Below are 12666 nucleotides of genomic sequence, written 5' to 3'. Positions count from 1 at the left end.
GCCCGCTCCCACAGGGGATCTGCAGTGGGGCTTACAGCGGTGCAGGCTGGATGATCTCAACCCAGTACGCATCCGGGTCTTTGATAAAGGCCAGGCTCTTCATACGGCCGTCATTCAGGCGCTTCTGGAAGTCGCAGCCCAGCGCTTCGAAGCGCTCGCACGCAGCGACGATATCCGGCACCGAGATGCAGATGTGACCGAAACCGCGCGGGTCGGTGTTGCCGTTGTGGTAAGCGAAATCCGCGTCGTTCTCGGTGCCGTGGTTGTGGGTCAGCTCGAGAATTCCGGGGATCGACTTCATCCACTCGGTGCGAGCAGCAGCGTCGGCCGGGATCTGGTTTTTATCGACCAGCGCCAAGAAGTACAGGCTGAACTCGGCTTCCGGGAAGTCGCGTTTTTCCACCAGCGAGAAACCCAAAATGCGCGTGTAGAAATCCAGGGACTTGGTGATGTCCTTGACCCGCAGCATGGTGTGGTTGAAGACGAACTTCTGGGTGGCGGTATCAGGTTGGGCAGTCACGCCTGGGAAGGTGTTCAATTCGTGCAGGCTCATGGGCCCTCCGGAAAATAAGTGGGGCTAACGAATGGCGACAATGATACGCAAGGGCTCGGACATCACCAAACCCAAAGCGTCGGCTATTGCCTGACAGACGGGCGAGGCTCAGACTTTACGGTTCAATCCGTGAGTGTTCATTGCAATGATTCGTTTCTGTAAATCGATGGTCGTCCTGATCTGCGTGCTTTCAGGTGTTAACAGCGCTCTTGCAGATGAGCCAATCATGACCTGGCCCAACGGCTGGGAGGTCGAAGCTGTCCCGCAAGATGACGCCAATACCCACGTTTCCCGCCAGCGCGCGGTGAAGAACGATCAGTACGGCACGCCGGTAATGGTGATGGAGTTGACCATGACTCAGGTGGAAAGCGGTCATCAGGTGAATTTGCAAGGCGTGTTGCTGGAGATGCGCAAGTCGGTGCAGAAGGACTTCTTTCAAGGCGGTTATCAAAGTGTCTGCAACAAGATTCACCCGACGACGTTGAGCCGCTTATCAGCGCTGGAAACTACCTGCACGATCACGCAGAACGGAAGGCATATGCTCTCTCAAACATTGGTTGCCGCCGTGGATGGCGATAAGGCCTATGTTCTTTCCTACGCGGGGCAGGCAGAGGTTTATAAGGCAAGTCAGGATGAAATAGAGGCAGCCCGTAACAGCTTGAAACTTTAGTTAAAGATTTCAATGGCTGCCGGTTTCAGCGCATTCTGAAATTTTTAGATACCAAAGGGATTAAGCACAAAGTTATTCAACAAGTAGCGAGTTGATCGACGCCAATCGTTGCATTTAGAAGGCGTCCATGAAAAAGCCCTGCATTGGCAGGGCTTTTTTGTCACCGCGAATGCTTAGCTACGCAGCCAGGAATCAACGGTAGCTGCACCGTATTGTTCCTTCCAGGCTTTCAGGCCGCGGTGGTTGCCACCCTTGGTTTCAATCAGTTCACCGGTGTGCGGATTCTGATAAACCTTGACCACGCGAGCGCGGCGGGTTTTAGGTGTTGCCTGTTGCAGACCGGATTTTGCCGGGTTCGGATCGAGAATGGCGATGATGTCGCGCAGGCTCTTGCCGTAGGTTTTCATCAGCCCCTGGAGCTTTTCTTCGAATTCGATTTCTTTCTTGAGCCCGGCATCATTCTTCAGGGTTTCCAGCTGCTTGAGCTGCTCTTGAAGGGCCTTTTCAGCTGCACGAAATTCAGCGAGTCTGGACAATATCTTTACTCCAATAGTGTGTTTGGCTGATACCAACCGCAAACAAAGCTATAAGCCAAGAGCCTTGAAGCGACTCGGTGATAATGGCTCACCTGCCAATCTTGCGCAGGCATGAAAAATTGTAGTAGTTAATTGGCCAAGAGTAAATCCTGTCTTTTTCTTCATGTAACAACAGTAGTCTTTTGATTCAAATGGGTGCGCGATCTTCTTGTCTCGTCGCTTAGCGCGGCTAGTTAATGGTGACTTAATGCGTTAATGAAGTCCGCGCCGGGCATCGGCCGACCGAACAGATAACCTTGCAAGAAGTTCACGCCGTGGGCGGTCAGATAATCACTTTGCTCCACGGTTTCCACGCCTTCGGCGACGATGCCCAGATCGAGCTTGGCCGAGAGTTCGATGATGGTGTCCAGGATATGCCGTGAGAGGGCATCAACGCCGATCATGGCGACAAAACTCTGGTCGATTTTCAGAAAGTCCACGTTGAACTGACGCAGGTAACCCAGGCTTGAGTGACCGGTGCCGAAGTCATCGATCGCGATCATCACGCCCAGCGCGTGAAGCTGCTCGAACAGTTGGTGGGTGATGGCCGTGGGTTCGATGAGTTCGCGCTCGGTGAGTTCCAGCACCAGGCTGACGGCACCCGGTGCGAAGGCCGCGAGGAATTGACGGCAATCCTCGACCAGTTCCAGGTCCTTGCAGTGGCTGGCAGTAATGTTGATGCCGATGTGAAAAGCGCCCTCGAAGGAGGATGAAACAGGCGCCAACAATTCGGCCGTCTGCTGCATCAACGAGCGGGTCATCGGCACGATCAGCCCGGAGTGTTCGGCAAACGGAATGAACAGGTCCGGACGCACCAGACCTTCCTTGGGATGATTCCAGCGCATCAGCACCTCGGCGCCGGACCACTTCTTGTTGGTGCCATGCACCACAGGCTGAAAGTATGGAATGAACTCCGCCGCTTCCAGGGCGCGCCGCATTTCATTGCTCGGCGATGACGAGCGTTTTTGCACAAAGTGCCCGATCAAGCCGGAAATCACGCCGAAGAAGATCAGCAAGCTGAACAGCGGCGGATACTCACTGCTCATGAAGCGCCAGGTTTCGCCTTCAGGAAATCCGGCCGCCACGGAAAAGGTGTAACGCGAGGACGTCAGTCTGGTTTGCGCCACCGCAAAGGCAGGCAGGGCGCCTTCATGGAATTTGCCATCGGCGGACAACCAATGAGGGCCGACTTGCAATAGCAGCAACGTCTTGCGGCCGATCATTCGCAGTACGTTGCTCAGGTGATACCCGTCCAGAGTGCTCATCGCGCCCTGTTTTTCTTTGCTGAGCCGATACACAAGTAATGCAGTATCAGGCGTGACGGGGTTGCCTTTCATCAGCAACAACGCGCCTTCGCTGTAGTCGCCGGAAACGATTGCTTCCTGAACGTCACCGAACAATGAGCTGCAGTAAATGTTGTTGTCCCACACCAGATTGGTCGAGCGCACGAACGGCCGGCGGGTGACCTGTTCGCGCAAGGCCAGTTTGATGTCGTTGCAGTTTTGGCCGGCCAGCGGCAGCAGTTCCTGAGCGGCTTGGGCGGTGTTGTCGAGCATCAATTCGAATTGGCGAATGGCTTCTTCGGCCGTCTGTTCAGTACTTTGCTTGAGCGTACGCTCAGCTTGCATATAAAGAATGGCGAACCCCAACAACACCGGGAGTAATCCGCTCAGTAGCGTGACAGCCATCCTGGTGCCGCGTTTGCGGCGGGTTTTGACATTCAGTGGCATTTGCGAAACCTGTAATGATTAAGTAGGGCTCTCAAATGCTGGCAGGACGGGACGCCTTCCAAAAAGAGTTCAGGTAGAGGCCATGATAGTTGGCCCCCGGCACGTGTGCCGCTCAACGGTAGTTCAGGCGCTCGGCCAGTTTGATAAAAGCCAGCGCCGCAGGGGATGACTGGCGCTGGTCGAGCACCGCCAGACCAACTTGGCGTGTGACCGTTGGCGATAGCGGTTTTTTCACGTAGCGACTGTCGCGATCATCGGGCAATGAGCTTTCGGCGACGACCGTCAGCGCATCGCCTCGGCCAACGGTATCCAGCGTACTCAGGAGTTGCGAGCAGCGATAACGGATGTTCGGTGTCAGCCGCGCGGCACTGAATAGCCGCGACACCAGTTCCGACGAGCCGGCCTCGGTCAATACAAAGGGGTCGTTACACAAATCGCTCAGGGTCAGGCTGTCGCGACGGGTCAGCGGATGATCGACGGGCAGCAGCGCGACCATTTGGTCCTCGATCAGCGCAAAGGTGTCGAACCGCTCCTCGGGTAACACCACGAAGCCGATATCGATACGCCGTTCCTCCAGCCACTGGATCACCTGCCGGTCCGGGCCTTCGTCAATGTGGACCTCGATGCCCGGGTGGGCCGCGCGGTAGTGCTGCAGGATCAGCGGCAGCAGTTTGATCGATGAGGTCGGGCCGAACGAGCCGATGCGCAACGTGCCGCGTTTCATTCCGCGAGCATCGGCCGCTTCTTGGCGCAAGGTATTGGCCAGGCCCAGCATCGCCCGAGCGCGCATCAAAAGCTGTTGGCCGATGTCGCTGAGTTCGACCCGAGACTGATGCCGGCGCAGCAGTTCGACGCCCAATTCCTGTTCCAGCGACTTGAGGGCGTGAGAGACCGCGGATTGGGAAATCCCCAAGCGATTGGCTGCCGCCGTAAAGCCTTGAAGCTCGGCGACCAGAGAAAATATCTCCAGTTGGGTAAGGGTCATGAGTGTTTACTCATTTTACGATGAGAAGGTATTAATCGAATGATACTTCATCTCTCCCGATTTCTCGTTGTGGAAACCTATGACGACCTATGAGCAAAGCCTGTCCAACCCTTCGGATGTCCCGGTTTATCTGAAACTGGCTGCCGTCACCATGATCTGGGGCGGCACCTTTGTCGCCGGGCGGTTTCTGGCCGATAGCCTCAGCCCCTTGTTTGCCGCCAGCCTGCGATTCTTGCTGGCCAGCGTGGCGTTGCTGGTGTTTCTGCTACTGGCCCGCGTGCCTCTTGCAAGGCCCAGCCCCAGGCAATGGCTGCAATTGGCGCTGCTGGGTTTTTTCGGGATTTTTTTCTACAACCTGTGCTTCTTTTATGGGCTGCACTACATCAATGCCTCACGGGCGTCATTGATCGTGGCGTTGAACCCGGCCGTGATCGGGCTGGTGTCATGGCTGTTGTTCAAGGAGCGCTTGAGTCGAGCGAAAGTAGTTGGTATTGCGATCTGTATTGCCGGGGCGAGCCTGGTGATCGTCAGCCGTAACCCACAACTATTGGCCAGCAATCCCGATGCGTGGATCGGCGATCTGTTGATCTTCGGCTGTGTGCTCGGCTGGGGCGTTTATTCGCTGTTCTCCAAAGATCTGAACCAGACGCTAGGACCGGTGCAAACGGTGACGTACTCGATTCTGTTGGGCACGCTGATGCTGTGGGTGACCAGTGCTGTTCGCGGTGAGTTGAGTATTAATGCACTCACCAGCCTCGGGCCAACGCAATGGATGAGCCTGATGTACCTGGGCGTATTGGGTTCGGCGCTGGCCTATATCGGCTATTACGACGGCATTCGCAAAATCGGCGCGACGCGTTCAGGCGTGTTCATCGCCCTCAACCCGCTGACTGCGGTGTTCCTCGGTGCGCTGTTGTTAGGCGAGCAGTTGACCCTGGCGATGTGCCTGGGAGGAGGGCTGATCTTCGCGGGGATTTTCCTGTGCAACAAACCCCTTGCGCGAGCAGGGAAAAAGGGGATTTGATACAGAAGGCGGACAAACCTATTTACGCTGTGTAGAATCGGGTTACGCATACAAGAATAATCGTCTTCTGGCAACAGAAGCCTCGCCCGCAAGAGCCTTGGGTCGACAATGAAGAGTTTCGGGTTTCAATTGATCTACGGTGACTTCCTCGCCCGCAGCGTGCGGGGCATCTCCTGTGCGCCACCCGCCGGTCTCAGCATTGCTAGCAACTAACGATCCGTTAATTGACAAGAAAATGATGAGGCGCCAACCATGGCAGATTTATACGAAAACCCAATGGGCCTGATGGGCTTTGAATTCATCGAATTCGCATCGCCGACCCCGAACACCCTGGAACCGATCTTCGAGATCATGGGCTTCACCAAGGTCGCGACCCACCGTTCCAAAGACGTGCACCTGTATCGCCAGGGCCAGATCAACCTGATCCTCAACAATGAACCTCACAGCGTTGCTTCGTACTTCGCGGCCGAGCACGGTCCGTCGGTGTGCGGCATGGCGTTCCGCGTCAAGAATGCCCAGCAGGCGTTTGCCCGGGCCCTGGAACTGGGCGCCCAGCCGATTCACATCGAAACCGGCCCGATGGAACTGAACCTGCCCGCGATCAAGGGCATCGGCGGCGCGCCGCTGTACCTGATCGACCGTTTCGGCGAAGGCAGTTCGATCTACGACATCGACTTCGTGTTCATCGAAGGCGTTGACCGCAACCCGGTCGGGGCTGGCCTGAAGATCATCGACCACCTGACCCACAACGTGTATCGCGGTCGCATGGCCTACTGGGCCAACTTCTACGAGAAGCTGTTCAACTTCCGCGAGATCCGTTACTTCGACATCAAGGGCGAATACACCGGTCTGACCTCCAAGGCCATGACTGCGCCGGACGGCATGATCCGCATCCCGCTGAACGAAGAATCGTCCAAAGGCGCCGGGCAGATCGAAGAGTTCCTGATGCAGTTCAACGGCGAGGGCATCCAGCACGTTGCCTTCCTGTCCGATGACCTGATCAAGACTTGGGATCATCTGAAAAGCATCGGCATGCGCTTCATGACCGCGCCGCCGGAGACCTATTACGAAATGCTCGAAGGTCGTTTGCCGAACCACGGTGAGCCGGTTGATCAACTGCAATCGCGCGGCATTCTGCTGGACGGTTCGTCCGAGTCAGGCGATAAGCGTCTGCTGCTGCAGATCTTCTCGGAAACCCTGATGGGCCCGGTGTTCTTCGAATTCATCCAGCGTAAAGGCGACGATGGTTTCGGCGAAGGCAACTTCAAGGCGCTGTTCGAATCTATCGAACGCGACCAGGTTCGTCGTGGTGTGCTTTCCACCGACTAAGCCGTTTCAGATGTAAAAAAAGCCCGGTCAGCAGCAATGCTGAGCGGGCTTTTTCGTGCCGGTCCTACATCGATTTCCGTCGATGCCGGACCAGATGTTTGAACCCTTCGAACACCAGAACCACTACTGCCAACCAAATCGGGATGTAGGTCAGCCACTCACCGGCCTTGATGCTTTCCCCCAGCAGCAACGCAACGCCGAGCAACAGCACCGGCTCGACGTAACTCAACAACCCGAACAGGCTGAACGGCAACAGCCGGCTGGCGATGATGTAAACCACCAGCGCCGAAGCACTGATCACCCCGAGTAAGGGGATCAGCAGCGACAGCCACGGGTGTTGATCGAACACGGCGAAACCCTGATCACCGCCCTGAACGAACCAGAACGCCACGGGCAACATCAAGGCCATGTCCATCCACAAACCGCCGAGGTTGTCGGTCGCCAGTCGTTTGCGCAGGATGAAGTAGAGCGGATAACCGATGACGACCAGCGAGGTCGCCCAGGAAAAACCGCCAACCTGATACAGCTCGTTGAGCACGCCGAGGGACGCAAAAAACACGGCAACCTTTTGCAGGTAAGACAGTCGCTCGCCATAGGCGAACCGCCCGGTCAGCACCATGGACAGCGGCAGCAGGAAGTAGCCCAGAGACACGTCGAGACTATAGCCGTTGAGCGGTGCCCACATGAATAGCCAGAGTTGCAGGCCAAGCAGCGTCGCGGAAACGATCAGGCCGGCGAGCAGTTTTGGTTGGCCAACCAGCCGCCGAAAAAGGGCGGCCACGCGTTTCCATTCACCGGAGACCACCATGAACACGGTCATGCAGGGCAGGGTCAGCAGCATTCGCCAACCGAAGATTTCCACGCCGCTCAAAGGCGTGAGCAACGAGGTGTAGTAATACATGACGGCAAACAGCACAGAGGCTGAAACCGATAGAGCGATACCTTTAGACAAACTGTCCTCGCGAAGTTGAACGTGAAACGGGTGCGGAGGATACGTGGTTCGGCCGGAGAATGTGTCGCCAGATAAAAGATCGCAGGCTTTGGCAGCTCCTACTGGGGGACACCGATCCAGGTAGGAGCTGGCGAAGCCTGCGATCTTTTGCTGTTAGCGCGGTTTACGCCCCGACACAAAGTGGCTCACATCATTAAACCCCGGCGTCGACGCATGCCCAGGCACAACCAGCGAATCAATAAACGCTTCATCCTCAGCCGTAATCTTCACCGCCTGCGCCTTTGTGTAGGCATTCCATTGTTCTTCGGTACGCGGTCCAACGATGGCCGAAGTCACGGCGCTGTTGTTCAGCACCCAGGCAATGGCGAATTCGACGATGCCCACGCCGCGACCCTGGGTGTACTGCTGGATCTGCTGAGCAATGCGCAGGGATTCGACGCGCCATTCGGTTTCCAGAATGCGTTTATCGGCGCGCCCGGCTCGGCTGTTGGCGTCCGGCTTCGCGTCCGGCGCGTACTTACCGCTGAGCACGCCACGCGCCAGCGGGCTGTAAGGCACCACGCCCAGGCCATAGTTTTGCGCAGCGGTGATCTGCTCGGTTTCCGCCTGACGGTTGACGATGTTGTACAGCGGCTGACTGATCACTGGGCGGTCGACGCCCAGTTGATCAGCGATACGAATCACCTCGGCGATGCGCCAGCCACGGTAGTTCGACAAACCCCAATAGCGAATCTTGCCCTGGCGGATCAAATCGCCGATGGCCGACACCGTGACTTCCAGCGGCGTGTTGTGGTCTTCGCGGTGCAGGTAATAGATGTCGAGATAATCGGTGCCCAAACGCGTCAGGCTGGCGTCGATGCCATTGAACAGGTGCTTGCGGCTCAGACCGCTGCGGTTCGGCACGCCGTCTACCGGGCCGAAACCGACCTTGGTCGCCAGCACCCATTCGTGGCGGTTACCGGCAATCGCTTCGCCGACGATCTCTTCGGAGCGGCCGTTGGTGTAAACGTCCGCGGTGTCGATGAAATTGATGCCCTGGTCCCAGGCCTTGTCGATGATCCGCAGGGAATCTTCGGTGCGGGTCTGTTCGCCGAACATCATGGTGCCCAGGGTCAGGGTCGACACTTGTAAACCCGAATGACCCAGTGTGCGGTAGCTCATGCCGAAATCCTTTTACCGGTGGGAAAGGCTCAATCAAATACCAGAACGGTGGGGCGGGGCAATCTGATTTATCGACGAAGCGCCTGGCAGCACTTTTGCCCAGAAACGGTCGGGCGCTTCAACACCTCGAATGAAGGTCGGGGTAACCACTCGTCGCCACTGTCAGATCTGACAGTAGCCAGTCCGCCCCTGATCCCTGTGTGATAGCTCCAAGCGCCGGACCCTCCCGGTCGTTCCACGAAGGAGCGTTTTCATGACCACCGAATCCACCGATACACTGGCTGAGACTTCGTCCGATAACACCGTTCTGGTTCTGTATGCGCCGGATGTACTTGGCAGCACGACGCCGGTAGTGGGGGGACATTGCGGTGTCTCTATACGGATTTATGACCTGTCCCCCATGGGCGCCAGGGTCAAGGTGGATGCGTACCAGGGGCAGGCACCGAACGATACCGTTGCGCTGAACCTGAACGGCCAACCAGACATCGCCAGTACGCAGACAGCCTCCACGGATGATTCTGTCTTCCTGTACATTCCCAAAAATCTGCTGAGGCCCGAGTTCGTCAACCGTCTCACCTATACGGTGACCCGTGGCAGTCAGAACATGGGCACCTCCACGCCACCGCTGGAGATCTTGTACAACGCCATCCGCCCCGGTATCGAAGACCGCATTCATGGCGACGATGGCCACTCTGAGCTGGAACTGATTCTGCCCCAGGACGTACTCGAAAACGGCATTGACGCCGACCGCGCGGCGCAGGGTGTGCAGGTGTGTTTCTCTTACCCTTACTGCCGGGCCTACGACAGAATCTGGTTGAACTGCAACGGCCAGGACGTCTACCGCGACGTCACGCCTGCCGAAGCACCGGCTACTCCTTCCGCCGAGCCGACAAGGATTTGCGTCACCGTCGACAAAGCCGTTTTCGAACGCGCCGGTGATCATCCCCGGTTCGTGTTTTCGTACACCGTGACCGACCAGGTGGGAAACGGACCTGACACGGATTCACCGTGGTCGGTTTCGTTGTTGGTGGATGTGTATCTCAAGAGCAATCGGCTGGTGGCCCCCGACTTGGCCGAAGACCCGGATGACCCCAGCGATGACCCGAAAACCATCGACCTCAGCAAACTCGGTAGCAAGGATCTGACCGTGTTGGTGCATGCCTTTGCACCGCTGTGGCAACCCAATGACATCATTCGCGTGAAATACACGTCAACGCCGCCTGGCGGCCCGGCGGTGCCGCATTCCGTTGAAGCCACCGTTTCGCGGCTCCCGTTCACCTATAAATTGATGGTGCCCAATGCCAAGGTCATTGCCGACAGCGTGGTGAGGGTGATCTATGAGCAGGTCAGAGGTAGCGTGGTCATGGCCACGTCCAAAACGGCTACGGCGCAGGTTAGCGCGGAGCATGACGTGCCGACCTTCACCAACGAGCCCTACACCATCGCCCCGGCTGGCCGGCTGAAGAACGTTGAGTTGCTCCTCAGCACCCGCAGTAACACCCCCATCCCCGGGGGCAAGCTCAGTCTGACTCTCCCGACCAACTTCATGTACGCCGATGGCGGCAGCGGCCAGCGCGACTTCATCACCGACGCTGCCGGCAGGCTCAGCGTCAGTCGCGTCAAAGGCGCTCTCATCCCCGGCTCTTACAGTCTGAGCGCCACCAGTGGTGCTCAGGTCGCCAACGCAACCGTAACCGTTACGGGGCTGGGGCCAATCGGTAGCATCCCGGTCGGGAACGGTCCGTTCGGGATCGCTGTCAGCCCGGACGGTACCCGCGCTTATGTCTGCAACCAGGCTAGCCATACGGTCTCGGTGATTGATACGGCGACGAATCGAGTCCTGACGACCATCCCGGTCGGGAACCGTCCGACGGGGGTTGCCGTCAGCCCGGACGGTACCCGCGCCTATGTCAACAACGAGTCTGGCCACACGGTCTCGGTGATTGATACGACGACGGATCGAGTCCTGACGACCATCCCGGTCGGGAACAATCCGTCGGGGGTTGCCGTCAGCCCGGACGGTACCCGCGCTTATGTCAGCAACCTGGATAGCAACACGGTCTCGGTGATTGATACGGCGACGGATCGAGTCCTGACGAACATCCCGGTCGGGACCTATCCGAGGGGGGTTGCCGTCAGCCCGGACGGTACCCGCACTTATGTCTGCAACTGGACTAGCCACACGGTCTCGGTGATTGATACGGCGACGGATCGAGTCCTGACGAACACCCCGGTCGGGAACAATCCGGGGGGGGTTGCCGTCAGCCCGGATGGTAGCCGCGCTTATGTCAGCAACTTTTTTAGCCACACGGTCTCAGTGATTGATACGGCGACGAATCGAGTCCTGACGAATATCCCGGTCGGGAACCAACCGTACGGGGTTGCCATCAGCCCGGACGGTAGCCGCGCTTATGTCAGCAACTTTGCTAGCCACACGGTCTCGGTGATTGATACGGCGACGGATCGAGTCCTGACGAACATCCCGGTCGGGATCTCTCCGATGGGGATCGCCCTCAGCCCGGACGGTGCCCGCGCTTATGTCAGCAACACTGATAGCCACACGGTCTCGGTGATTGGGGTCTAATCAGGGACACCCATTAGCCGGTCTCGAGTCAAGGCTAAATGTCCGCTTACCCTGCAGTTCTGAACTGCAGGGTGTTTCCCTCGCCAAACCCGATAGCGAGATATGGGGACAGATCTATTTATCCGGTTATGGCGCGGCGTTGGCAGTGACCACGAAAGAGGGACATACATATTTATCCGTCTCTCCTATCGATTGAAAAGTGAGCAATGACTGGGTTGTTTAATCGACATCTCCAGATACTGATTCGGGCTACATATCCTTGCGCCGCTGCCTACGACTGCGCCAGAATCCGCCGGCTTGTGCGCCTTGGGCCTGGGCTCTATCGTTTCCCCGTCGCTGAATAAAAGCGATCGGGTTTGGTAGCCCGGCAATTAGGCGCATAGCGCCACCGTTTGTAGGCCTTTCAGGTCTCGGTTTTATGGTGGCCATGCGCAGGGCTCCTTCGGGGGCGCCGGGTCCTAATTGCCGGTCTACCAACCTTCGTATGGCCGCCACCCTTCGTTTGGTAGCGAGGGTGAAGGCTCCTTTATTTCAATTAGGAGTTTCATCTATGTTTAAAGTAACGCCCAATCCGCCGGACACCGATCCGGCATCCCCGTACGAAAGCCTCGATTTCAAAAAACTCAACGAAGCCGCTGACCGCGACCTCGATCACTACCTCAACATGGCTGCCCACATCAAAGACACCCCACGCACACCCGGCACCATGTTCATCGTCAACCCGGAGCTCGATACCGAAACCCTGCTGGCCCACGCTTGCGAGTCGCTGGCCTCCGCCAATGTCATGACCATGGATCTGGCGGATCAAATGGAGGGGTCGAGTCGCAATTCGCTGTTGGGCATCGCGCAGATCATCATGCTGGGCGAACTGGCGGTGAATCGGGCGTTGGATAACATCGATCCACCGGGTTAAACGCAAAAGCAGCCCTCACCCTAACCCTCCCGAAACGTCGGACCGCCCGTAGGGAGAGGGGACTGACCGAGTTGTTTTTTAGAGCTACACCGACCTGCAATTCTGAGTCGAACTCAGGCTTTGAAATGCATGAAGATCGGCCCCCTTTCTCCCTCGCCCCTTGGGGGAGAGGGCTGGGGTGAGGGGGATA

General features: G+C 57.4%; 11 protein-coding genes. 5 read left to right on the top strand and 6 right to left on the bottom strand.

Annotation, left to right across the window (positions count from 1 at the left end; genetic code table 11):
* Positions 1-31 precede the first annotated feature (31 nt).
* Entirely contained in the window at positions 32-553 is a 522-nt protein-coding gene (gene gloA, locus QFW87_RS15260; RefSeq protein ID WP_046054068.1) for a lactoylglutathione lyase, read from the bottom strand.
* 145 nt (positions 554-698) lie between these two features.
* Here gloA and QFW87_RS15255 point away from each other — a divergent pair, with 145 nt between their 5' ends.
* A complete protein-coding gene (locus QFW87_RS15255) occupies positions 699-1223 on the top strand; it encodes a DUF4946 domain-containing protein (RefSeq protein WP_283184560.1) in 525 nt (174 codons plus the stop codon).
* Positions 1224-1396: 173 nt separating this feature from the next.
* Here the strand turns inward: QFW87_RS15255 and QFW87_RS15250 are convergent, their stop codons facing one another.
* The 3 genes from QFW87_RS15250 to QFW87_RS15240 form a co-directional block, all read right to left on the bottom strand.
* Positions 1397-1759, bottom strand: coding sequence for a histone-like nucleoid-structuring protein, MvaT/MvaU family (locus QFW87_RS15250; protein ID WP_283184164.1), 363 nt, complete (start codon positions 1757-1759; stop codon positions 1397-1399).
* 233 nt (positions 1760-1992) lie between these two features.
* Complete coding sequence (locus QFW87_RS15245; RefSeq protein WP_283188144.1) at positions 1993-3528, bottom strand: cyclic diguanylate phosphodiesterase; 1536 nt, start codon at positions 3526-3528, stop codon at positions 1993-1995.
* Between the two features lie 112 nt (positions 3529-3640).
* Complete coding sequence (locus tag QFW87_RS15240) at positions 3641-4513, bottom strand: LysR family transcriptional regulator (RefSeq protein ID WP_283184166.1); 873 nt, start codon at positions 4511-4513, stop codon at positions 3641-3643.
* Positions 4514-4592: 79 nt separating this feature from the next.
* Between QFW87_RS15240 and QFW87_RS15235 the strand changes: the two genes are divergently transcribed.
* Together QFW87_RS15235 and hppD are read left to right on the top strand one after the other, a co-directional pair.
* A complete protein-coding gene (locus QFW87_RS15235; RefSeq protein WP_283188143.1) occupies positions 4593-5537 on the top strand; it encodes an EamA family transporter in 945 nt (314 codons plus the stop codon).
* Between the two features lie 252 nt (positions 5538-5789).
* Positions 5790-6866 carry a 4-hydroxyphenylpyruvate dioxygenase gene (gene hppD, locus QFW87_RS15230; protein ID WP_046054072.1) on the top strand — a complete coding sequence of 359 codons (1077 nt, stop codon included), beginning with the start codon at positions 5790-5792 and terminating at the stop codon, positions 6864-6866.
* 64 nt (positions 6867-6930) lie between these two features.
* Here the strand turns inward: hppD and rarD are convergent, their stop codons facing one another.
* On the bottom strand, positions 6931-7818 hold the full coding sequence (gene rarD / locus QFW87_RS15225) for an EamA family transporter RarD (protein WP_283184168.1): 888 nt from the start codon (positions 7816-7818) through the stop codon (positions 6931-6933).
* 153 nt (positions 7819-7971) lie between these two features.
* Positions 7972-8979 (bottom strand): aldo/keto reductase, encoded by a 1008-nt coding sequence (locus QFW87_RS15220; protein ID WP_283188142.1) that lies wholly within the window; start codon positions 8977-8979, stop codon positions 7972-7974.
* Between the two features lie 253 nt (positions 8980-9232).
* Between QFW87_RS15220 and QFW87_RS15215 the strand changes: the two genes are divergently transcribed.
* On the top strand, positions 9233-11563 hold the full coding sequence (locus tag QFW87_RS15215; protein WP_283188141.1) for a beta-propeller fold lactonase family protein: 2331 nt from the start codon (positions 9233-9235) through the stop codon (positions 11561-11563).
* Between the two features lie 550 nt (positions 11564-12113).
* On the top strand, positions 12114-12476 hold the full coding sequence (locus tag QFW87_RS15210; RefSeq protein ID WP_283184171.1) for a DUF6124 family protein: 363 nt from the start codon (positions 12114-12116) through the stop codon (positions 12474-12476).
* The last annotated feature ends 190 nt before the right edge of the window (positions 12477-12666 follow it).

The sequence above is a fragment of the Pseudomonas sp. PMCC200344 genome (assembly GCF_030053095.1).
GTDB classification, from domain to species: Bacteria; Pseudomonadota; Gammaproteobacteria; order Pseudomonadales; family Pseudomonadaceae; genus Aquipseudomonas; species Aquipseudomonas svalbardensis.
This window is presented reverse-complemented; position numbering and strand designations above follow the sequence as displayed.

Bases quoted from the DNA above. Each gene is read 5' to 3' on its own strand.
- gloA (WP_046054068.1), bottom strand. From the start codon at position 553: ATGAGCCTGCACGAATTGAACACCTTCCCAGGCGTGACTGCCCAACCT.
- QFW87_RS15255 (WP_283184560.1), top strand. From the start codon at position 699: ATGATTCGTTTCTGTAAATCGATGGTCGTCCTGATCTGCGTGCTTTCA.
- QFW87_RS15245 (WP_283188144.1), bottom strand. From the start codon at position 3,528: ATGCCACTGAATGTCAAAACCCGCCGCAAACGCGGCACCAGGATGGCT.
- QFW87_RS15240 (WP_283184166.1), bottom strand. From the start codon at position 4,513: ATGACCCTTACCCAACTGGAGATATTTTCTCTGGTCGCCGAGCTTCAA.
- QFW87_RS15235 (WP_283188143.1), top strand. From the start codon at position 4,593: ATGACGACCTATGAGCAAAGCCTGTCCAACCCTTCGGATGTCCCGGTT.
- hppD (WP_046054072.1), top strand. From the start codon at position 5,790: ATGGCAGATTTATACGAAAACCCAATGGGCCTGATGGGCTTTGAATTC.
- QFW87_RS15220 (WP_283188142.1), bottom strand. From the start codon at position 8,979: ATGAGCTACCGCACACTGGGTCATTCGGGTTTACAAGTGTCGACCCTG.
- QFW87_RS15215 (WP_283188141.1), top strand. From the start codon at position 9,233: ATGACCACCGAATCCACCGATACACTGGCTGAGACTTCGTCCGATAAC.
- QFW87_RS15210 (WP_283184171.1), top strand. From the start codon at position 12,114: ATGTTTAAAGTAACGCCCAATCCGCCGGACACCGATCCGGCATCCCCG.